The organism is Streptococcus sp. HN38 (genome assembly GCF_028335765.1).
GTDB classification, from domain to species: domain Bacteria; phylum Bacillota; class Bacilli; order Lactobacillales; family Streptococcaceae; genus Streptococcus; species Streptococcus suis_P.
Map to the genome: position 1 here is coordinate 1,104,665 of NZ_CP116604.1, position 22,666 is coordinate 1,127,330.

Annotated in this window: 24 protein-coding genes; 1 reads left to right on the top strand and 23 read right to left on the bottom strand. The window is 41.2% G+C overall.

The genetic code is table 11. The features are described 5' to 3' along the window. Positions 1-8 precede the first annotated feature (8 nt). The 7 genes from PHA78_RS05425 to PHA78_RS05455 all read right to left on the bottom strand — a co-directional run bounded on the left by PHA78_RS05425 (position 9) and on the right by PHA78_RS05455 (position 5,592). Entirely contained in the window at positions 9-440 is a 432-nt protein-coding gene (locus tag PHA78_RS05425) for a GNAT family N-acetyltransferase (protein WP_024376988.1), read from the bottom strand. Between the two features lie 3 nt (positions 441-443). Next, positions 444-1,046: an L-threonylcarbamoyladenylate synthase gene (locus PHA78_RS05430; RefSeq protein WP_180273810.1), complete on the bottom strand. Its 603-nt coding sequence runs from the start codon at positions 1,044-1,046 to the stop codon at positions 444-446. Beyond that, complete coding sequence (gene prmC, locus PHA78_RS05435; protein WP_024378652.1) at positions 1,033-1,866, bottom strand: peptide chain release factor N(5)-glutamine methyltransferase; 834 nt, start codon at positions 1,864-1,866, stop codon at positions 1,033-1,035. The genes PHA78_RS05430 and prmC overlap by 14 nt, the downstream gene beginning before the upstream one ends. After that, positions 1,866-2,945: a peptide chain release factor 1 gene (gene prfA, locus PHA78_RS05440; protein WP_002943195.1), complete on the bottom strand. Its 1,080-nt coding sequence runs from the start codon at positions 2,943-2,945 to the stop codon at positions 1,866-1,868. The genes prmC and prfA overlap by 1 nt, the downstream gene beginning before the upstream one ends. A 358-nt stretch (positions 2,946-3,303) precedes the next feature. After that, positions 3,304-3,885 (bottom strand): thymidine kinase, encoded by a 582-nt coding sequence (locus tag PHA78_RS05445; protein WP_024418279.1) that lies wholly within the window; start codon positions 3,883-3,885, stop codon positions 3,304-3,306. Between the two features lie 98 nt (positions 3,886-3,983). Continuing rightward, the gene (locus PHA78_RS05450; RefSeq protein WP_099807026.1) at positions 3,984-4,208 is read right to left on the bottom strand and encodes a hypothetical protein; all 225 of its coding nucleotides are present in this window, start codon (positions 4,206-4,208) and stop codon (positions 3,984-3,986) included. Positions 4,209-4,269: 61 nt separating this feature from the next. Then, positions 4,270-5,592, bottom strand: coding sequence for an excalibur calcium-binding domain-containing protein (locus PHA78_RS05455; protein ID WP_161944095.1), 1,323 nt, complete (start codon positions 5,590-5,592; stop codon positions 4,270-4,272). Positions 5,593-5,726: 134 nt separating this feature from the next. Between PHA78_RS05455 and PHA78_RS05460 the strand changes: the two genes are divergently transcribed. Further along, positions 5,727-5,909 carry a 4-oxalocrotonate tautomerase gene (locus PHA78_RS05460; RefSeq protein WP_002934978.1) on the top strand — a complete coding sequence of 61 codons (183 nt, stop codon included), beginning with the start codon at positions 5,727-5,729 and terminating at the stop codon, positions 5,907-5,909. Between the two features lie 49 nt (positions 5,910-5,958). Here the strand turns inward: PHA78_RS05460 and lepA are convergent, their stop codons facing one another. From lepA to PHA78_RS05540, 16 genes are all read right to left on the bottom strand, one after another. Continuing rightward, positions 5,959-7,791 carry a translation elongation factor 4 gene (gene lepA, locus PHA78_RS05465; RefSeq protein WP_002943192.1) on the bottom strand — a complete coding sequence of 611 codons (1,833 nt, stop codon included), beginning with the start codon at positions 7,789-7,791 and terminating at the stop codon, positions 5,959-5,961. 95 nt (positions 7,792-7,886) lie between these two features. Further along, the gene (gene ndk / locus PHA78_RS05470; protein WP_024413632.1) at positions 7,887-8,300 is read right to left on the bottom strand and encodes a nucleoside-diphosphate kinase; all 414 of its coding nucleotides are present in this window, start codon (positions 8,298-8,300) and stop codon (positions 7,887-7,889) included. 22 nt (positions 8,301-8,322) lie between these two features. After that, complete coding sequence (gene yihA / locus PHA78_RS05475; protein ID WP_099871356.1) at positions 8,323-8,910, bottom strand: ribosome biogenesis GTP-binding protein YihA/YsxC; 588 nt, start codon at positions 8,908-8,910, stop codon at positions 8,323-8,325. 60 nt (positions 8,911-8,970) lie between these two features. Beyond that, complete coding sequence (gene clpX / locus PHA78_RS05480; protein WP_099807028.1) at positions 8,971-10,197, bottom strand: ATP-dependent Clp protease ATP-binding subunit ClpX; 1,227 nt, start codon at positions 10,195-10,197, stop codon at positions 8,971-8,973. 197 nt (positions 10,198-10,394) lie between these two features. After that, positions 10,395-10,907 carry a dihydrofolate reductase gene (locus PHA78_RS05485; RefSeq protein WP_099807030.1) on the bottom strand — a complete coding sequence of 171 codons (513 nt, stop codon included), beginning with the start codon at positions 10,905-10,907 and terminating at the stop codon, positions 10,395-10,397. 252 nt (positions 10,908-11,159) lie between these two features. Next, positions 11,160-11,999, bottom strand: coding sequence for a thymidylate synthase (locus PHA78_RS05490; RefSeq protein WP_099807031.1), 840 nt, complete (start codon positions 11,997-11,999; stop codon positions 11,160-11,162). Positions 12,000-12,051: 52 nt separating this feature from the next. Further along, positions 12,052-12,354 carry a hypothetical protein gene (locus PHA78_RS05495; protein ID WP_099807032.1) on the bottom strand — a complete coding sequence of 101 codons (303 nt, stop codon included), beginning with the start codon at positions 12,352-12,354 and terminating at the stop codon, positions 12,052-12,054. Between the two features lie 11 nt (positions 12,355-12,365). Beyond that, positions 12,366-12,644 (bottom strand): hypothetical protein, encoded by a 279-nt coding sequence (locus PHA78_RS05500; protein WP_024397846.1) that lies wholly within the window; start codon positions 12,642-12,644, stop codon positions 12,366-12,368. Positions 12,645-12,769: 125 nt separating this feature from the next. Further along, complete coding sequence (locus tag PHA78_RS05505; RefSeq protein ID WP_024380702.1) at positions 12,770-13,729, bottom strand: ROK family glucokinase; 960 nt, start codon at positions 13,727-13,729, stop codon at positions 12,770-12,772. A gap of 93 nt (positions 13,730-13,822) precedes the next feature. Next, positions 13,823-14,158, bottom strand: coding sequence for a hypothetical protein (locus tag PHA78_RS05510; RefSeq protein ID WP_024376975.1), 336 nt, complete (start codon positions 14,156-14,158; stop codon positions 13,823-13,825). Beyond that, positions 14,159-16,027, bottom strand: coding sequence for an ABC-F family ATP-binding cassette domain-containing protein (locus tag PHA78_RS05515; RefSeq protein ID WP_024376974.1), 1,869 nt, complete (start codon positions 16,025-16,027; stop codon positions 14,159-14,161). Next, positions 16,020-17,231 (bottom strand): CCA tRNA nucleotidyltransferase, encoded by a 1,212-nt coding sequence (locus tag PHA78_RS05520; protein WP_099871370.1) that lies wholly within the window; start codon positions 17,229-17,231, stop codon positions 16,020-16,022. Before PHA78_RS05520 ends, PHA78_RS05515 begins: the two co-directional genes overlap by 8 nt. Next, on the bottom strand, positions 17,228-17,995 hold the full coding sequence (gene dapB, locus PHA78_RS05525; protein ID WP_015646867.1) for a 4-hydroxy-tetrahydrodipicolinate reductase: 768 nt from the start codon (positions 17,993-17,995) through the stop codon (positions 17,228-17,230). Before dapB ends, PHA78_RS05520 begins: the two co-directional genes overlap by 4 nt. Before the next feature lie 8 nt (positions 17,996-18,003). Continuing rightward, positions 18,004-18,855, bottom strand: a complete 852-nt coding sequence (locus PHA78_RS05530; RefSeq protein WP_024378667.1) for a DegV family protein — start codon at positions 18,853-18,855, stop codon at positions 18,004-18,006. A gap of 1 nt (position 18,856) precedes the next feature. Further along, the gene (locus PHA78_RS05535; RefSeq protein WP_024378668.1) at positions 18,857-19,231 is read right to left on the bottom strand and encodes a DUF1149 family protein; all 375 of its coding nucleotides are present in this window, start codon (positions 19,229-19,231) and stop codon (positions 18,857-18,859) included. Positions 19,232-19,362: 131 nt separating this feature from the next. After that, the gene (locus PHA78_RS05540; protein WP_272158535.1) at positions 19,363-22,650 is read right to left on the bottom strand and encodes a ZmpA/ZmpB/ZmpC family metallo-endopeptidase; all 3,288 of its coding nucleotides are present in this window, start codon (positions 22,648-22,650) and stop codon (positions 19,363-19,365) included. Positions 22,651-22,666: the final 16 nt, after the last annotated feature.

Sequence of the window (22,666 nt, forward strand, 5' to 3'; positions counted from 1 at the left end):
GTATTGGGCTAAATGTGCTTGATAAAACGCTTCTGCATTTTATCGGAGTGATAGCCATTCTTTTCGTAGAAAAGATGGGCTTGGAGACGACTTTCAGCAGAATTGAGGCGAATAAAAAGGTAGCCCTCTTTCTGTGCAATTTGCTCAACGGCTTTCAGCAGGCTTGCTCCAATCCCTTGTCCTTGATGACCAGGCAAAACAGCTAGTCCGAGAATATTGAGGCCTGTATCTGAATAGAGACTTTCATAGACTTGTGCGTGAATGTAACCTGATACTTGACCAGTTTCATCGTCCTCAAAAACCAAGATAGTGTGTCCATTAGTCTCTGAACAACGTTCAAATTGTATTTCTGTTTGCTCAAGAGGAACATCGTAGCCCAAGGCTTGTGCATTTATTTCTCTAATCGCAGACAAATCTGCATACTCAATACTTCGAATCATGTCTTAATCCTCAAATTCTATTTCGGGAATGGCTTTCTGAATCTCTTCACGGCTGATAGCACCTTGGCGCAAAATCCGCGCTTTCTGTCCAGAAAGGTCCAAAATCGTTGAATCAATGCCTGTCAGAGCTTGGTCATCCTCAATGCCAGGCAAATCAACTGGAAATTGTGCCTGGATGTCCGAAAACTTCTTGCCGCTTTCGTTTCCTGAGATATTGGCGGACGGTCCAATAAGTGGGCCAGCCTCTGAAATCAAACGTAAGGTTTGTTCGTGATTTGGAAGACGAAATCCAACAGTATCCAGTCCAGAATTAACCCAAAAAGGAACATTGTCGTTCGCTTTTAGGATAATTGTTAGGGGGCCTGGCATAAACCTATTATACAGTTTTTCTAGATAATGAGGTGGATTTTGACTAAAAAAATAGATATCGTTCAGATTTGAGACATTTAAGTTCATGGCCTTGTCCCTCGGACGTTGTTTCAACTGATAGACACGATTGACCGCCTCTTCATTTAAGGCTTGGGCAAAGAGTCCATAGACTGTTTCAGTTGGTAGGATAACAGCACCACCATTTTCAAGAATTATTCGGAGTTTATCCAATGTCATCTGCCACAACCTTTCTATCCTGACCAAATTGGTCTTTGAGAACTCGAATTCGCTTTTTGGGGAAATGCAGAGTGAGTAAGTCGGTTAGGTCTTGCCCTTGCTTGTAGCCAATTTCAAAGTAGAGTTTTCCATTTTCCTTCAAAAATGCCCCTGCCTGTTCCGCACTTTGTCGATAGATGGCCAGCCCATCTTCTTCTGCGAACAGGGCTAAATGTGGTTCCGATGCTAAAACATTGGCTCCAACTTCGTCCTTGTCGTCTGGTGAGATATAAGGTGGATTGGAAACAATGATATCAAATTGCCCTGTCACAGCTTGCAAGACATCCGACTGTATGAATTGAACAGAAACCTGATTGCTTCTTGCATTTTCCTGAGCCACTTCTAAGGCATCCTTTGAAATGTCAACCGCTACCACTTCCCAATCAGGTCTAGCTTTTGCAAGGGAAATAGCAATAGCACCGCTTCCTGTACCGATATCTAAGATTCGCAAACCTGCTCTGCTATTTTCCTGCAAAATCAAATCGACCAATTCTTCCGTTTCTGGTCTTGGAATTAAAACCCGCTCGTCCACCGCAAACTCTAAGCCGTGAAAATCAGCCTTGCCGATAATGTACTGGGCAGGTCGGTGTTGGGAAAGTTGCTGAAAAATATGGTTTAGTAGCTCTTGGTCATCTGGACTAACGTCCTGGCGGAGCAAGAGGAGAAATTCCGTAAAATTCAGTCCTTTTAAGCCTCGAAAGGTGAAGGACAGGGACTCTGCCTCTTCACCTATTGCTACTAATTGTTCTTCGTATGCTGCAAATAATTGAGCGTAATTCATTATTTGTTAAGCTCTTCTAGTTTTTGCGTTTGATCGTAGAGAACAAGGGCATCTACGACTTCGTCCATCTTACCTGACAAGATAGTATCCAGCTTTTGCAAGGTTAAGCCGATACGGTGGTCTGTCACACGGTTTTGTGGGAAGTTGTAGGTACGGATACGCTCTGAACGGTCACCTGTACCTATAGTTGATTTACGCTCAGCATCCTGCTCATCTTGGGCAATCTGGGCAAAGTGGTCAGCTACACGGGCACGGATAATCTTCATGGCCTTTTCACGGTTTTTCTGCTGGGTCCGTTCTTCCTGCATTTCTACCTTGATATTGGTTGGTAAGTGAACGATACGCACGGCAGTCGCAACCTTGTTGACGTTCTGACCACCGGCACCAGATGCGTGGTAAATATCGACACGAAGATCTTTTGGATCGATGTCATATTCCACTTCTTCAACTTCTGGCATGATAAGAACGGTTGCTGTTGAGGTGTGGACACGACCTTGGCTTTCTGTCACAGGGACACGTTGGACACGGTGAGCTCCTGACTCATACTTGAGTTTTGAATAAACGGATTGACCAGATACCATGGCAACCACTTCCTTGATACCACCGACACCATTGTAAGAAGCCTCCATGACTTCAAAACGCCAGCCTTGACCTTCTGCATACTTTTGGTACATGGTCAAAAGGTCACCAGCAAAGAGGGCTGCCTCGTCACCACCTGCAGCACCACGGATTTCCAAGATGATGTTTTTGTCATCGTTAGGGTCTTTTGGCAAGAGAAGGATTTTCAACTTTTCTTCGTAAGCCTCTTTATCAGCCTTAGCTTGTTTAAGTTCTTCCTTAGCCATTTCCTCCAAGTCAGCATCACCAGAAGATTCTTTAATCATCTCTTCTGCATCGATAATGTTTTGAAGTACAGTCTTATATTCGCGGTAGGCTGTTACTGTGTCACGAGTTGCCGCTTCTTCCTTAGACAACTCCATAAAACGCTTGGTATCGCTGACTACATCTGGGTCAGACAACAGTTCACCAAGTTCCTCGTAGCGGTCTTCCACCGCCTGTAATTGATCATAGATGTTCATAAAATTAAGATATTAAGGGCGTTAAACGAACAAAGCAAAAATAGGAGTTTTGACGAAGGACGAAAGCGTCCTAAGAAAAACTATCTTTTTTGCACAGTTCGTAGCCCGTATTCAGTTCCTTTCTAAATATTTGACCGAACACACTTCCAGTTAGCTTGTAGGGCGTGTTCAATTCCATTAAGATACAAAGCCCGTTAAGCAAGCACAGTCAAAATAAGAATTTTGACCGAGTGTTACAAACACTTGGAGAGATTATCTTTTTGACACAGCTTGTAGGGCGTGTTCAATTCCTTTCTGTAATATGTAGGTCATGAAAATTGGCACAGAGTCATGGGCAAATTCAGTTCATTTTCAAAAATTAGGGTAAATCATTAATTTCTGGTGAAAAGTAATGTTTGCGACAAACTGGGATGTAGGTTTCATTTCCACCAATTTGAATTTGAGCGCCTTCATAAGTCGGTTTACCGTCTTGAGTTCGCAAAACCATAGTGGCTTTTTTGGAACAATATTGGCAGATTGTTTTGATTTCATCTAATTTATCAGCCAATAAGAGCAAATGTTGGGAACCTTCAAACAGTTCATTTCGGAAATCATTTTTAAGACCGAAAGCCATAACTGGAACATCCAATTCATCTACCACTCGTGCCAAGTCATAAACGTGATGGCGACGAAGGAATTGAGCTTCATCAATCAAGACACAATAGGGACGTAGCTCCATCTTTTCGATATAGCCAAAAATATCCATCTCATCGTCAATGGCCACAGCCTCTCTTCTCATACCGATACGGCTAGAAACAACGCCAAAGGCATCACGAGTGTCCAAGGCAGAGGTCATGATGACAACGGGCTTGCCTTGCTCTTCATAGTTATGGGCTACTTTAAGAATTTCAATGGTTTTGCCAGAATTCATCGTCCCATATTTATAGTATAATTGAGCCACTTTTCACTTTCCAATCTTAAAATTTCACTCCTTCCATTCTATCATAATTTGACCATTTAGGAAACAGAAAAACAAGCCCGATTTGAGCTTGTTTGTTATTAGGACCAAGGTAATGATAAGAAGTTTCCGACACACTCAAAAATAATTTTAGCAGCTTTTGGTTTCCACTTGTATAGCATGACGCATCCATAGATTAAGCTGAAGAAGGAAAACGCAAGAAAAAAGGGGCCTTCCCATATACTTTTGGCAAAAACAGTTGCCACTAGATATAAAAACAGACCGGCAAGCAGGAATGAAAACACCATACGATAAACATAGTTCATAAGCCAACACCTCCAATGTACGTATAGAATAGCACAAATTGTAAGCGTTGTCAACACTTCCCTATTCACAACCAATCCCATCACCATCACGATCTAAGTGTGGTGCATATCCTGGATCTCCAATACGTACAGGAGCTACTCCAGCATTTCGAGCGGCTGTACAATTTTTATAATACACAGTTCCAGCCGATGTTCCTGCGAATTGTTGAATTTGAGCTTGATTTTGTGCTTGGGACTGAGCCTGAGCTGCTTTTTGTGCTTCAGCAGCAAGTCTAGCCTCTTCTTCTTTACGTGCTTTCTCAACGATTGCTTTTTCGGCATTCCAATACTTAATGACAATTTTACTATCTTTTCTGATAACTTTATCATTTATTTCGTTAAAGTTCTTTCCATTAATTTCCACACTCTGAATTTGGCCATTCTTACCTATTTCATTGGTTTCAATTGAGGTCTCAGATACCTGATTAAAGCCATTGTTTGTAAATAGTTGCTTGGTATCTGCTACAGTGGTTGTATTTAGAGAGACCGGTAATTCAGCAAAGCTAGAAAAATCTGAGTAAGTAACTTCAATAGGGATTTGTTTTTTAACGACAGTTTCGATATTTGAAAGATTTTCTATATTCTCACCATTTATTGTAATTTTTCTTATTTTCTCATGCTTAGTTTTTTCCTTATCAGCTACTGCAGTCCATTTTACATTTGAAAAACCTGCAGTGGTTAGTTGTTTTTCCAAATCCTTCCTATTTCCAGTTATATCAAGAGTTGTTGGAAATTCAATATTATCTGGACTGACATCAAAATAAGTAATTGTAATTGGAAGTTTTTTAGAGTAAAAGTATCCACTTGTGTAGGTCGAAGAACCGATCTCAATCTTATCTACTGTGTCTTTTTTATCAATATTGCCTTTCTCTACTAAAAGTATTGGACTCTTACTCACATTCTCAAATCCTGCATCATCCAATTTCGCCTCAATTTCCGAAATTTTCTTCGAAGAAAATGCTAATTCTACTGCATCATCAGTAGCAGCATGATAGGTAATCGTAACGGGAGTCGATTTTAAAACTCTTCCTTCTTTCCAATCCTCCCCATCAACAGATACAACCTTCACAAAAGTATCATCAATATTATCGCCATATTCAATATTGCTTATTTTAATGGTTTTAACTTTTTCAAACCCAGCTTCCTCAAACTGTTTAAGGACTACCTCAATAGATTTATCATAAATCTGATTTTTCATAGGTAACTCAGCTGTCATTAACTGACCGCCAACAACTGTTGTAATTCCTAAACCTCCAATGGCAATTGCAGTCTTGCGATTCAAAATTTTTTTAATTCTCGGAATAGATTCCAAATGATTTGAGTGAGTTGACCATCTATTAAACATATTCACTGACCTCAACTATTTTTATGTGATTATTATAACATGTAGAAAATAGTCTTACAATAATTTCTAGAAAAAGTTCTTGGATATTGTAAAAAACTATGGTAAAATATACAAAAATTATTCGGAGGTTAGGTATGCCATTTGTACGTATTGATTTGTTTGAAGGACGCACAGAAGAACAAAAAATTGCCCTTGCGCGTGAAGTTACCGAAGTTGTATCTCGTAATACTAATGCGCCCAAAGAAGCCATTCATGTCTTCATCAATGATATGCCTGAAGGGACCTACTACCCACAAGGCGAAATGAAACGCAAATAAGAGAAAACACTCTTGCGCCAATGTGCAGGAGTGTTTCTTTGTATCAAGATTATTTCTTGTCATCTTCATCCATGCTGAGTACGCTGAGGAAGGCTTCCTGAGGGACTTCGACAGATCCAATAGCTTTCATACGTTTCTTACCAGCTTTTTGTTTTTCCAAGAGTTTGCGTTTACGAGAAACATCACCACCATAACACTTGGCCAAAACGTTCTTCCGAAGAGCCTTGATGTCACTACGGGCAACGATTTTTTGACCGATTGCTGCTTGGATTGGTACTTCAAACTGTTGACGCGGAATGATTTTCTTGAGTTTGTCCACGATAATTTTCCCACGTTCATAGGCAAATTCCTTGTGGACGATAAAGCTGAGAGCATCTACCTTGTCGCCATTGAGGAGAATGTCCATTTTCACCAACTTGGATGAACGGTACTCAGAAATTTCATAGTCAAAGCTAGCATATCCACGAGTAGATGACTTGAGTTTATCAAAGAAATCAAAGACAATCTCCGCAAGTGGAATTTGGTAGATAACATTGACACGGTTATCATCGATATAATCCATGGTCACAAAGTCACCACGTTTGCGTTGAGCCAACTCCATCACCGCACCGACGTATTCCTGTGGTACCATGATTTGTGCCTTAACGTAAGGCTCTTCGATAGTGGCGATCTTGGTTGGGTCTGGGAATTCGGATGGGTTGGCTACATCAATCATTTCACCGTCCGTCATATTGACATGGTAAACCACCGACGGAGCTGTCATGATCAGGTCAATGTTAAACTCGCGCTCAATTCGTTCTTGGATAACATCCATGTGCAAGAGCCCCAAGAATCCACATCGGAAACCAAAGCCGAGGGCCTGCGATGTTTCAGGTTCGAACTGCAAGCTGGCATCGTTTAGCTGTAGTTTTTCCAAGGCTTCCCGAAGGTCATTGTACTTGTTGGAATCGATTGGATAGATACCCGCAAAGACCATTGGGTTCATCTGCTTGTAGCCCGCTAGTGGCTCACTAGCAGGATTTTCAGCTAAGGTCACCGTATCACCGACACGGGTGTCGGCAACTGTCTTGATGGAGGCTGCAATGTAACCAACATCACCAGTCGCCAAGTAATCACGACCGATTGCTTTTGGTGTGAAGATACCCACTTCCGTCACATCAAAGGTCTTGCCATTGCTCATCATCTGAATAGTATCGCCAGGTTTTACCACACCGTTGACAATACGAACTTGCAGGATAACGCCTCGATACGGATCGTAAACCGAGTCAAAAATCAAGGCTTGCAATGGAGCTTCGACATCACCAGTCGGTGCTGGAACCTTCTCGACAATCTGCTCCAAGATTTCCTCGATACCAATACCTGCCTTGGCTGATGTTGGCACTGCTTCTGAGGCATCCAAACCAATCACATCTTCGATTTCCTGACGAACACGCTCAGGGTCTGCTGCTGGTAGGTCAATCTTGTTAATGATTGGCAAGATTTCCAAATCATTGTCCAAGGCTAGATAAACATTGGCCAAGGTTTGAGCTTCAATCCCTTGGGCTGCATCCACCACTAAGATTGCGCCCTCACAGGCAGCTAGGGAACGCGATACTTCATAGGTAAAGTCCACGTGTCCAGGCGTGTCAATCAAGTGGAAAATGTATGTCTCTCCATCTTTAGCTGTATAGTTGAGTTCGATTGCGTTGAGTTTAATTGTGATACCACGCTCGCGTTCCAAGTCCATACTATCCAGCAACTGGGCTTGCATTTCACGGCTGGAAACTGTTTCTGTCTTCTCAAGAATACGGTCAGCCAAGGTTGATTTACCATGGTCGATGTGGGCAATAATGGAGAAATTACGAATTTTCTCCTGTCGTTTTTTCAAATCTTCTAAATTCATGTTTCTTCCTCTACAAGGGTATTACTCTTCATTATATCAGATTTAGTGATAATTTTCCATAAGAAAAACACCTAGAAAACTAGGTGTCTGCTCTGCTATTTTCCCAGCCAAAGACCGATCTCTCGTTCGGCTGCTTCTGCACTATCTGAGCCATGAACGACATTTGCCACAATTCCCTCAACGGGCGCTGTCGCAAAATCTCCACGAATAGTCCCAGGTAGGGCATTTACTGGATTGGTAGCTCCCATCATATCTCGCCAAGATTTGATAACTTCTGGCCCTTCTATAATGCCAGCTATCATCGGCCCGCTCGTCATATATTGTACTAATTGCGGGAAGAAAGGTTTATCTGTCAAATGTTCATAATGTTGACTGATTAGCTCTTCTGTCGCTGTAACCATTTTTAAATCTTGGATTTGAAATCCCCTGCGTTCGATACGTGAAAGAATTTGTCCTGCAAGTCCACGCTTAAGAGCATCTGGTTTGATGATGAAGAAAGTACGTTCCATGATTTTTCTCCTGAACTGTTTATTAGATGTTACTTAAGATAGCATCCCATGCCTGATCGTATCCGTGACGAGTCTCAGAAGAAAAGATAACGAATTGATCATTTTTATCAAAATCCAATTTCTTTTTGATAATGGACTCATGCTTGTTCCATTTGCCACGAGGAATTTTATCAGCTTTGGTAGCAACGATGATGACTGGGATTTCATAGTACTTTAAAAACTCATACATCTGAACATCGTCTGCTGATGGTTCATGACGCATATCCACCAGACTGACAACCACGCGCAGATTTTCACGACTTGTCAAATATTCCTCAATCATCTTGCCCCATTTTGCTCGTTCAGCCTTGGAAACCTTGGCATAGCCATAACCGGGCACATCGACAAAACGGATCTTGTCATCAATATTGTAAAAGTTTAACTGCTGGGTCTTACCAGGTTTACCTGAAGTACGAGCTAAATTTTTTCTACCCAAAAGGGTATTGATAAAGGAAGATTTTCCAACGTTTGACCGACCAGCCAAGGCGATCTCAGGAATATCATCTTCTGGATATTGGGCCTTTGAAACTGCACTTAGCAGAATTTCAGCATTATGTGTATTAATTTCCATTGTTTACCTTTCATAAATAAGGGGAGAAAGCTAATAGCTCACACCCCTCCTTGTACTTCTTTAAGCTGTTTCAAGCAAAGGCTTTTCCTTACCATCAACTGCATCTTTTGTCACTCGAACACGTTTGACATCATCTTGACTTGGAACTTCAAACATAACATCCAACATCGTTTCTTCGATAATGGAACGAAGACCACGTGCACCTGTTTTTCGCTCGATTGCTTTTTCAGCAATGGCAAGTAAGGCATCCTCGTCAAAATCCAATTCTACATCATCATAAGACAAGAGGGTCTGGTATTGTTTAACCAACGCATTCTTAGGCTCTGTTAAAATACGGACCAAGTCTTCGGTTGTTAATTGATCCAAGGCTGCAAATACCGGCAAGCGACCAATCAACTCAGGAATAATACCAAATTTTTGAATGTCGTCTGCAATGATATGTTGCATGTATGATTCTTTTTCATCAATGGCACGATTGTTTTGACCGAAACCGATGATTTTTTCACCAAGACGTTGTTTAACGATTTCTTCAATACCATCAAAGGCACCACCTACAATGAACAAGATATTTTTGGTATCAACATGAATCATCTCTTGGTTTGGATGTTTGCGTCCGCCTTGTGGAGGGACACTTGCAACCGTTCCCTCGATAATTTTCAAGAGAGCCTGTTGGACACCTTCACCCGACACATCTCGGGTAATGGACACGTTTTCACCTTTTTTGGCAATCTTATCAATTTCATCCACATAGATAATCCCTCTTTCAGCACGATCGATGTTAAAATCCGCCGCCTGCAAGAGTTTGAGAAGGATGTTTTCGACATCTTCACCAACATAACCAGCTTCAGTAAGAGCGGTCGCATCCGCAATAGCAAATGGAACATTTAGACTTTTAGCCAAGGTTTGAGCCAAGAATGTCTTACCAGAACCTGTTGGACCAATCATGAGAATGTTTGATTTCTGTAAATCAACATCATTTTCATCGCGACTATCTTGGAAATTAATACGTTTGTAATGGTTGTAGACAGCGACAGCCAATGCACGTTTAGCACGATCTTGTCCAATAACATAATTGTTTAAAATATCGAGCAATTCCTGTGGCTTAGGTGTGTCAGCCAATTCTGTCAACACTTCTTCTGCTAGTTCTTCACGAATAATTTCTTGAGCTAACTCCACACACTCATTACAAATGAAGACATTGTTTCCTGCAATAATTTTTTTAACTTCTTCTTGATTTTTTCCGCAAAATGAGCAATAAATCAATTCATGATTATGCTTAACAGCCATCTATCTCCTCTTTCATATCACTTATCTAAACAAAAATCCATAAACTGCATGGATACTATTGACTAAATTGGTAAAAGCATTCAATAAAAATAATATCGCTAAACCAAATCGTTTCTTTTTAAAGGCTTGAATTGCACAAAGAACGCATATTCCACAGAGAAGTGCTGTAAATAAACCAAATAAACCTCTCTCCATGCCTATTTCTCTCTTCTTTTATAGTTTTTTATGATGAAATCAACGGGGTTGGCTTCATCTTTTGGACGAAACTGTTCACTTTGTAGCTGGAATTTTTCCATTGGAAAAGTTTCTGGGAAGAAACTATCACCTTCAAATTGCCCCTGAATATCTGTTACAATCAATTCTTCAATGTAGTGTGCAAAGGCAGTAAAAATTTGTCCACCACCAAGGACAAACAAGGTTCCTCCTTGTTGGTGGTGCCAGTCCAGAACTTCTTCAACACCATGTAGGACTGTGACCCGGTCACTCTCCGCTTGATAGCTTTTATCGGTGGTCAATACTAAGGTATGTCGATTTGGAAGTGCACGTTTTCCAATGCCATCAAAGGTTATACGTCCCATCACCATGGCATGACCACTTGTCGTTTCCTTAAAATGAGCCAGATCAGCTGGTAAAAACCAAGGTAGTTTATCTCCCTTTCCAATCAAACCATTTTCATCCTGAGCCCAAATTGCAACAATTTTCTTTGTCATTTTCTCTCACTTTCCGTCCTATCATTCTATCAAAAAAACATGAAAAATGCACTTACCAAGTAGGTCTAGTGCAAATTTTTATAATATTGAAACTGGATCTAAAATTTTAGTGACACTGACTTGAAGTTCACTGTTATTAACTAGCTCTAATCATGGATAAAGAAGAGTGGCTAGTTCAAGGAACTGTTTCAGCCCAAGCATAAAAAATAAAGAAGCGAGGCAAAAGAACGAAGTTCTTCACTGCTAATCCAGTTAAATCGCCAAGTCAAATTTAAGTTGCGGTTTAACTGGATTGTAATCCACCAACTCAAAATCTTCTGCTTTAATATCAAAAAAATTTGTTCCGTCTGGAACGTTCAAGACCAAACGAGGCTCGACTTCAGATGGTGTACGACGAAGCAATTCTTCAGCTTGTTCAAACTGATTGTCATAGATGTGAAGATTGTTGATGAAATAGAAAAACTTCCCAACCTTCCAGCCAAAATGTTTAGCAATCATCATCTGAAGGGCTACATACTGCATAGCATTGATATGGTGGGCTACCAACATATCATTTGACCGCTGGGTCAAGGTTGCATCCAGATACATCTCCCCATCCACTCGGCGGACGTCAAACATGGTCTGAAAGGCACATGGCAAGAGACCTGCAGATTGGTCAAAGGCTTCATAATCCCACAAAGAAATCACATTGCGGCGATTCCATGGATTTTCCTCCAATTGCTTGAGGATTTTGGAAATGATGTCATGTTTTTTCACGATAGCCCCATAGCGTTCGCCAATGGTTCCAGTTCCATCTACTTCCCAATCATTCCAATACTGGACACCGTATTTTTCCTGTAAAACCGACAAATCATTGGTCTGATCTTGGTAAATCCAGAGAATTTCTTTAATGGCTGACTTGATTGGGATAGGTCTTAATGTAGTAATAGGGAACTGGCCCTTGGACAAGTCATACTCCGCAAAGGCACCTGTAATGTACTTGGAATTAGCTACATTTCCATCCTTGTACCGTGGGCGAGCATTTTCTGAAAAAACGCCCTCTTCCATAATCTTACAAATGTTTTCTTTAAAAATACTATCTGCTTTTGTCATGGTTTTAGTATAGCAAATTCTACGTAAAAACTCCAGTTTTGAACTGGAGTTGTCATTTATAGAGCAAGGGGTAGAGGTTGAGCTGGAACAAACCAGCGAGGGCAGTTACTAGGCTGAACAATATAAAATACAAAGCAACCAAGAGAACACTCAACAATATCTGACGAACATTTTTAGTGTAAATAGCCGTTGGTAAGCTAGCTAGACCGAAAAAGGGAATGATGAAAAATGTTAGTTTAAAATTCACATTTACAATATCAAACCATTGCCCTATTGGCAAAAATAGCATGACGAAGAGAAAAAATGCGATACCATACAAAACTAGATTTAATCTTTTTAGTAAAGTCAGGTTCATAACCACTCCTTCTAGGGGCCAAATATAAAGTAGCCAATACCGAATATCAGAGGAAATGAAATCATTAAGAAGATACTAATCAAACCAGTCCACAATTTTTTATAATAGATAGACAGTATAAGAATTAGAGCCCCCAGTAGAGGGAGAATCAACATGGTTGCTACGTTTCCCCAGCTAGACGGGAAAAACCAGTCACGAATCCAGTAATCAAGGAAAAAGGCAGACAGTAAAATCAAAAGCCCGACTATAGTTAGATAGTCAATTAGTTTAGGCATACTTACTTGTTTCATACACCAACACTCCTTTCTCTTTTCACTATTATTGTACCTTTTTATCAACCAACTTTCAATATATGTATATAAAGAAAGTGTGACGGCGGATTAGAAAAAAAGCAGAGTTTCCCCTGCTTCAGTTATTATTTCAAGACAAGTGATGCTGCACCTAATACACCTGCATCATTACCACGTGTTGCCAAGACAATTTGTGTACTTTCCTTGATTTGTGGGAAGCTATTTTCAGCAAAGACCTTGCGAACGCCATCCAATAAGAACTCTCCTGCAGCTGATACACCGCCACCAAGAACGATGTAGGCAGGATTGAGGACTGCAGCAATGTTTGCACAAGCAACACCTAGGTATTCTGAGAAATGACGGTAGACAATCAAAGCTAAATCATCGCCTTCTTTTGCCAAATCAAAGACATCTTTAGCCGTTACATCTTGCCCATCATCAATCATCTGTTTCAGTTTTGCATCGCCAGCGTATTGGTCCGCATAACGACGGCTGAGGTTGACAATACCTGTTGCTGAAGCAACGGTTTCTAGACAACCTTTCTTACCACAAGTACATGCAAATGGCTCATCAAAGTCAACTGTGATATGGCCCAATTCGCCGCCAGCACCTTTGACCCCACGAATCAAGTTTCCAGCAGCGATGACACCGCCACCGACACCTGTACCAAGCGTCATAAAGACAACGTTTGGATTGTTGTTTCCGGCACCAACCCACTGCTCACCGAGAGCCGCTACGTTTGCATCATTGTCGATAAAGAATGGTAAACCAAGCGCAGATTCAAACTGATCTTTAACCAATTGCAAGGTCTTCCAGTTGAGGTTATAGGCACCGATAACCGTACCAGCTTCGCTATCAACGACACCAGGAGACCCCATACCAACACCCAAAAAGTCATCTTTTGTCAAACCATGGGTTTCAAATCGCTGCTTGATACTGTCAATAATATCAGGAACAATATGACTTCCATCGTCTAATATATTTGTCTTGATAGACCATTTTTCTTGAATTTCTCCCTCAGTAGTCAAGATGGCCAATTTAACAGAAGTTCCCCCAAGGTCAATACCAATAATTTTTTTAGACATAATCATCACCTCAAATGTATTTTCTTTATTATAACATAATGCAAAGGTTTGCGTAAAGCCTTTTCAAAAAATTGAACGGATAAAAAATTTGCCCTAACGAAATAGATAGAGCAAAATTAAAAATTGAATATGTAAGATAAACCTTCCAATGGAAAAGAGCATAACTGTCGTAAAATTACTACCTTCTTTTGTTCCATTATAGAGAAAAAGAGTGGAGATGAAGGTAAAGCCCATAGCAAAGCCCAACATCTGCAAGTCGTGATAAGACTGACTATAAAAATACAAGGTGCTTGTCAGCAATATCATGGATAGGATAGTTAAAATCAAGCGCAATGTATTCATTTTTTTGGTCTTTAGATAGCTAAACAAAGCCGCTCCCAAGGTCACCAAAAGATAGATGACCATATAAGACATGACAAGAACTTTCATCTAGCCCTCCAACTCGCTCAGATACTCATACCGCTCATATTTTTCCAAGAGCAGGTCGTTTTTCTCATCCAATTCCTTCTGCAAATCGGACAATTTTGTAAAATCACTACCACAGGTCAGCATTTCCGCCTCGATTGCCGCAATCCGCTCCTCCAAGCCAGCAATATCCTCTTCGATGGTTGCCCATTCCTGCTTCTCAAAGTAGGACATCCGCTTCTTGTTCTCTTTGATTTTCTCGGTTTTCTCCTTTGGTTTTTCCAAGGAAATGGCAGAGCTGGAAGCCAGAAAGGCCTTCTCATCCAGATAGTCTGTGTAGTTGCCAAAGAAGGTCTGAATGCCGCTATCTTCGAAAGCGAGGATTTTGGTCGCAACCTTGTCCAAGAAATAACGGTCGTGACTGACAGTAATGACCGGACCAGCAAAGCCCTGCAAGAAATGTTCCAAGACTGTCAGAGTCGCTATGTCCAAGTCGTTGGTCGGTTCGTCGAGTAAGAGGACATTAGGCCGTTGCAAGAGGATCTTTAGCAAGTAAAGTCGCTTCTTCTCACCACCTGACAATTTCTCAATTAGGGTACCATGGGTATTACGTGGGAAGAGGAATTGCTCCAAGAGTTCTGCGATAGAAACCATACCAGATGTCGTCTTAGCTTCTTCTGCCACTTCCTGCAAGAAATTGATGACCCGCTTGCTTTCGTCCAAGCCCTTGATGGTCTGAGAAAAATAACCAATGCGGATGGTTTCCCCAATATCTACCTTACCGCTGTCTGCCTGCAAAACACCTGCGATTAGATTGAGTAAGGTAGATTTTCCTTTACCATTATCACCAACAATACCGATGCGGTCCTTGTTTTGAATGAGCAGGTTAAAGTCTTTTAAAATGGGCTTGTCAGGATAGGAAAAGCTGACATTTTCAAAATTAATGACCTTTTTACCGATACGAGAGGTTTCAAAATTGATTTCCAGCTCGCTATCGTCTATCTTGTTGGCTAAATCGCCTTTGAGGTCATGGAAACGATTGATACGGGCCTGTTGCTTGGTTGCACGAGCTTGAGGTTGTCTGCGCATCCAAGCCAACTCCTGCTTGTAGAGTTGTTCCTTCTTATGGCGAAGAGCGGCATCTCGCTCGTCCTGCTCTGCCTTTAAGCGAACATAATCCTGGTAATTGCCCTGATACTCTGTCAAGCTAGCGCGGTCCAATTCAAAGATCCGTGTCGCCACATTGTCCAAGAAATAGCGATCGTGGGTAATAAAGAGAACGGATTTCTTGGTATTTTTCAAGAAAGTCGTCAACCACTCAATGGTATCAATGTCCAGGTGGTTAGTCGGTTCATCCAGCAAAAGCAAGTCAGCATTGCCAAGGAGGACTTGGGCCAATTGCACTCGTCTACGTAGACCACCTGATAACTCAGCAACGGTTTTGTTGAGGTCTGTTAGACCGAGTTTCGACAAGACAGTCTTGACCTGACTTTCAATCTCCCAAGCATTGAGAGAATCCATCTCAGCCATCACCTTTTCCAGTCTTGCTTGACTGGCTTCATCGTAATGAGATAAGAGCAGCTCGTATTCACGAATCAGCTGGGTTTCACGGAGGTCAGATGAAAGAACGGTGTCTAAAACTGTCTTACTTTCATCAAAATCAGGCTCCTGGGTCAAGTAAGCAATCTTGTAAGCATTCTTACTATGGAAGGGAGATACGTCGCCGTCGAAGCCGATACGGCCTGACAGGACATCCAGCAAGGTCGTTTTGCCCGTACCATTGACCCCAATAATCCCGATACGGTCGCCTTGATGGATGATGAAAGACAGATCAGCAAAGACCGTTTTATCTCCGACAGATTTAGTCAGGTGTTCAACGATAAAATCACTCATTCTCTAAGATTCCTTTCACAAATGTCATAATCGCTTGCTCTTCGTTTTCCAGCTGTCCTTCCACAATCTGGAATTCCACCTCTTTGAGTAGTTCTCCTAATACTGGACCTGGTTTGAGATCAAATGCCTTCATCAGATGTCCTCCATTGACAACAATTTCATGCTTGTCATGGATAGTCAAGGCTTGGTCAATCTTGTCAATTGCTGCAAAATCTGTAACAAGACCTTGTGCCTGACGGAGCTCCTCTACCAAGTACAAGAATTCTTTGCCATACTTGAAACAGATTTGCTTGGTAACAGGTCCTGCTTGGCGAAGCTGATAAATCTCTACCAACTTGACCACGCTGCGTTGGAAATCATTGCTGGTTTTCCATTTTTTCAGGAAGGACTTGATGTTATCAATACCTAGGCAGACAAAGAGCATGGCCCAAGCTTGTTCAGAAGTCGAAAAGCGAAATTCCTCTGTCAGACTTGTTAGCATGGTCTCTAATTCATCACTTTTTCCAGCTAAATCAGGCAAGAAATCATAAGCCTTGGAATCAATCATAGCACGCAAGCCTTTTCGCCAAAAATCCGCCATCAAGAGTTTATCAAACTCGATGAAACTGCGTTCTACAGATATTTTTTCCAAGAGCGGTGCGGTTTCAACCATAGCTGTAAATGTCGTTGGCTCAATCTCAAAGTCCAAGGTTGCTGCAAAGCGAAATCCACGCATGATACGAAGGGCATCTTCGTTGAAACGCTCAGTCGGGATGCCTACAGCCCGTAGGGTGCGGTTTTCTAAGTCAGTCATCCCATCAAAGAGGTCGACAATCTGTGCCTCCTCATCAAGGGCAAAGGCATTGACCGTGAAGTCGCGGCGTTTGAGATCCTCTTCTAAGGAACGCACAAAAGAAACCTGACTCGGTCTGCGGAAGTCGACATACTCCTCCTCTGTTCGAAAGGTGGTAATTTCATACTCCTTTTTCCCCTCTAATACTAGCACCGTACCGTGTTCAATTCCGACATCAATAGTCCGTGAAAAGATTTGTTTCGTTTCCTGAGGGTAGCTAGATGTCGCAATATCGACATCATGAATAGGCCTACCGAGAATGGCATCACGAACGGAACCGCCAACGAAATAAGCCTCGAAACCAGCTGCTTTAATTTTCTCTAAAATCGGCAAAGCCTCCTGAAACTCAGAAGGCAGATTGTTTAATTTCATAATAAGTGTTCCAAACCATAAACGAGTTGTGAGCGTTTGACTACCTCTTTAATGCCGAGATTGACACCGCCCATAAAGGAAATGCGATCGTAAGAGTCATGACGGATAGTCAAACCTTCACCTTGTGCCCCAAAAATCACTTCCTGATGGGCAACAAGGCCTGGCAAGCGTACTGAGTGGATACGGAAGCCGTCAAATTCTGCACCGCGAGCGCCAGCAATCAGTTCTTCTTCATCTGCTGCTCCTTGAGTCTGTGACTGACGGACTTGTGAAATGAGTTCAGCTGTCTTAACAGCCGTTCCGCTCGGTGCATCCTTCTTCTTATCGTGGTGTAATTCAATGATTTCAAGATTTGGGAAATACTTGGCTGCCTGTGCTGCAAATTGCATGAGCAAGATAGCGCCAATAGCAAAGTTAGGAGCAATCAAGCCGCCCAAGCCTTTCTCAGCAGACAAGGCTGTCAATTCCTCGATTTCTTCAGGGGTAAAGCCTGTTGTTCCAACCACAGGTGCGAAACCATTTTCCAAGGCAAAACGGGTATTTTCATAGGCAAATTTTGGCGTTGTAAAATCCACCCAGACATCAGCTTCTAGGCTGGCAACTTCTTCTTTGGTCTTGAAAACAGGAACACCGTCCACTTCTGTTTCTGTCGCAAATGGGTCCACCAAGGCAGCCAGACTAAGTTCTGCGTCGCCTTTGACCATCTCAACTGCTGTTGAGCCCATTTTCCCTTTAAATCCTGCGATAATTACCTTAATTGTCATGCAAACTCCTATTCAATAATGGGAGAAATACCAAAGGCCACTGCCCCTTCTCCCAAGTGCGTACCAATGACCGAGCCAAATGATACGATTGGCAAATCGCTACCTACCCCTGCTTCTTCTAGCTGCAATTTAAAGTTTTCAGCCTTTTCAGGCGCGTTGGCATGGATGATAGCAATCTGGTAGTTGCCGTCTTTTGTTTGTTCTTGGAGAATTTCGATTAAACGCTTAATGGCTTTCTTCTCCGTCCGAACTTTTTCATAGACTTCAATCTTACCTTCATCTGTAAAGTATAGAATCGGCTTGATACTCAAGAGATTGCCTAACAAGGCTGCACCATTGGACAAGCGACCACCTTTTACCAAATGATTGAGGTCATCAACCATGATGAAGGCTGTTGTCTTCCCAATTTCTTGGTCCAGCTTACCTAAAATTTCTTCAAAACTAAGTCCAGAGTCAGCCCATTTGAGAACATTTTCTACCATCATGCCTAAAGGAGCCGATGTGATTTTGGTATCTGTAAAGGCAACGGTTAATCCTTCAAATTCATCAGCCAAATATTGAATGTTTTGATAAAAACCTGAAATACCTGATGACAAGAATAAGCCAAGTGCGTGTGTATAGCCTTTATCTTTCAAGCCTCTAAGAATTTCTTCCAATTCCATCAAACTCGGTTGACTTGTTTTAGGTAATTCTTTCGATGAAGCCATTTTTTGATAAAACTCTTCAACCGTCAAATTTTGCCCTTCGATATAATTTTCCCCATCGATGCTGACTGGAATGCTTAGGACAAACAGGTCATCCCGCTCAATACTTTGAACGTTCAAAACAGCCGATGAGTCAGTTATAACTGCTAATTTCATATTAAAACTCCAAATTCACTCCTGGTGCATCAAAGGCAATTTCAGTAACCTCATATGTCATTCGTTTTAAAATGTCCAAAAGAGGCTCTACCAAAACACGTTTTTCCTCATCAGTAAATTCAGTTGGCTCTTCTACCAATCGATTTGGTAAGTGAACGGCCTGACTCATGGCACCTGAAATCACAAAATGTTCTAGTACAATCATAAAGCGCAAAATGGTAATCATGGATGTCCGATTTTCCGCACGATTTTGCTCAATCAATTGAAAGTCAACTTTCAATTTTGTTTCCGGAATTCCGTTCTCTTTTTCCCACGCGTGATTGCGGGCATCAAAATGATACTGATTGACAAATTCTTTATCGCGAATGATTTCCATTTCTAACTTCTCCTATAAACAATATTATGCATATTATACCATAATGTATTGAAGATTTAAAAAATAAAAGGAAGAAACCGAAAATATTATCTTTCAATTTCTTCCCATTTTGTATATAGAGCAGACTTCCATCATTCTCCAAATATAGAGGAACTGAAACTATCTGTTAGCTTGACATAGGCTTTCAAAATAGCATCTTTCAAACCTTGGCGATTAAATCCTGCTTGCTTATTCTTAGCGGCCTGATAATCTTTATCAACTGCCTCCGCCATCAGCCTACTCAGCGTTTCAATATTATCTATTGTTTCAGTCTGACCATTGTAGATAAAACTGATAGCCTTCATACTATTTTTCTTATCTAGGCGCTCTTTGTACATAGCTTTTTTGAAGCTTGTATAATCCGCATATTGATCAGCAAATATTTTTTCAAAAATAAACTGATCGGATAATGGACGACCTGCCGCCTCTGCTTCCGCTTTTAGCTTGTCTGTTGCATAAGGAATAAAGCCTTCTTCCCACCCTTTTGCAGCAAGAAGTTCCAAGGCTGTCTTACGGAATTGTAAACCACCGACAGTACCACTATTATTTTGCAAGCCTGCATAAATCGGATAATAAAGCGGTACGAAATAATAGTTCTTCAAATTTTCACGTAGATAGTCTTGCTCTGGTAACAGTGATGTTTTGGCAACTAGGGCATGATCAATCGCATCATTGATAGTCGCAATATTCAGGTTAGCCAGTTCCTCGTCACTTAATTTTCTAATACGGTCATGAGCGTTCTGATAGATAAGGGACTGATTGGTAGGTGCTTCAGTGGCTGGGACCAACTCTATTTTGTTAAAGAAGTAAGGATAAGCCTCTTTCCCCTTAGCAGCAATCGCTTCGATTTCAACCGCATCCAAGAGGTAGGTAACATCAAAGATTCCTTTTAGATAGGTTTGCAAATCCTCTTTTGTTTTGAAGCGACTACTTGAAACATTGTGTGGGGTATTTGGACTATGTTCATTCATGAAATTAAATCCATAGTAATAAATACCTCCACCAGCTGATGACTGCAACAAGCCCATAGCATAGGATTCTGCATCTTGACCAGGACGACGCTTATAACCATCCAACATGATAGTTTCATCATAGTTATGGACCAATTCATGGCTCAAGGTCGAATCACCTAAATCCGATAGCATGTCCCGATTTGAGAATTTTACAAAGGTTACTGTGTCTGAAAAGGCACTATCATTCGATTTTCTATTCCATTCATTCAAGGCACCTGCCAACTCCTGAACATAGCGGTATTCCTGGTCATACTTATCTGCCCAACGACGTTTATCAGTTTGGTCTTCAAATGCATTTGAATCCTTAATCCAGTAACCATCCCAAATTTCAGTTGAGCGTTGGATAAACTTGTCTCTCAGATTAGAATCTGCCATCTGATACCACATATCCAAAAAGTCACCTAATCGTTTTCCGTGTTTCGGTATCAGACTTGTCTGTACTGTCTTAACTTCTTGGTAGTATTGTTCCGGATTGGTCTTTTTCAAAGCCGTATCCACATATCTTCCATAACCACCAAAGGCTACTGTTGCCATTGAGCTCATTACGAAAATATCATCCTTCTCCTTGATATTCAGCAATGGCAAGTAGTATTTTTCATAGCGTGGAATACGTCCCAGATGACTATATAGACTGGTGTCAATGCTAGAGTTTGCATTGGATGGAATTTCATAAACAAAGGCATTGGTCGCTTCTTTAAACCACTTCCTTGAATCGGTTTCCCCCAAGAACAATTTCATATTGTATTCCAAGAAATCACGAACTGTTCCAAGTTGACTAGAGAGTGCCCCAAAACGTTCTTTATGAATTTCTGCATTATTGGCAAGTGTTAATCTGTCAAAATACATATCTTCGTAGCCTTGTTGTGAAACATAATACTGATCTGTATCCTTGGTGATTTTATCTGTAAATGACTTCAACCAGCCTAGAGTATCTAATTGACGCTTATAGAAATCCGCATGATGGAGCACAATATTCTTGATATTGGTATCTCCATATTTAATGCCATATAGCCTATTGAGGTAGGCAAGGGCGAACATAATTTTTTCTTTATCTGCCAAGAATTCTTTTTTAATGACATCCCTGACAGCCTTGCTTGTGGTATCAACTACCTGTCTATTAGCCAGCAAACCTTTGATATGGAATTCGAGTTTGTCTTTGACTTCTGCAAAGGATTCATCTAAGTACAAGTCTTTTAGTTTGGCGTTCTTGTCTGTAGTTTGGATATGTAAGATGTCAGCCATCTCTTGGCTGTAAAGATCAACCTGAGAAAATGCTGTCACTAGTTCATCGATGAGACTGGTTTCCAGAGATAGTAATTGTTCTGGTGTATAGAGGAGTTGTTCACCTAAGCGGTATTCAACAACCTTGGTGTTACCGTACTCTCCCTTAAATACCAAAGGTAGAACTTCTGAAGTTCCATCTTCATAATGGATCAGTAATTTGGTCAAGGAAGCGTGTTGGTCATAGATATTTGTTGCTACTCCATCCTCATTCAAGGTCAGAACTGACTGGATAGGCTTGCTATAGAGATTACTTGCTTCATCAATCAAGTTACCATATTTAACAATAGTATTCCGGTCATAGAATGGCAACAACTTAGACGTGTTTTCATAGGCAGTTCTTCGTTTAGCCCGAGCATTTTGAACCTGGTTATAATCAATGGTCTGCACTGAATTCGACTGACTGTCGCTATTTTCCTGTCCTGTTGTGGTTGGTGTTGTTGGAATTCCCCATGCCTTGATTTTCTCTAGCACGGTTTCTTGAGAAAGGCTTGTAGGCTGAATTGTTGGATTTGGTTGCCCTGCTGCATGATCTTCAACACTATAAATATTAGTTGGCATTGACCCGTATGTAGTATATAGATTTTGTGCCGAAGCGATGATACCCCCATTGGTAACAGATACACCTGTTGCAATGTTATTCAAGACAGACATCCTAGCTGTACCTATAACACCTCCAGTATCAGCAGGTGCTGTAGCCTGGATATTTCCTGTAACATAGGCATTGGTAATCATAGGTTGCTGACTGAACAAAGCCATCTCCGCAGTGACACCACCAATTTTTTGTCCGCGACCACTTGCTGTCTTAGCATCGATTGCCACATTAACTCTTACCTTGTCAATGATTGAACTATTTAGTATTCCTGTAACACCACCCATATAGTAGGTTTCATGGCTTGCTGTGTTGCTTAGGTTCACATTAACAATGGAATTACTAATGGTCGTACCATTTGTGGCGTTATAGACAATACCAGCAATATTTTGTTTGGCAGTAATATTCCCTGAAACAGAAACTTTATCGATGATAGACTTGTCTGATTTCTTAGCTAGAGCTGCTACTTCCGTTTGGTCGTTTGAAATAGCCACGTCTTTTAAGGAGATA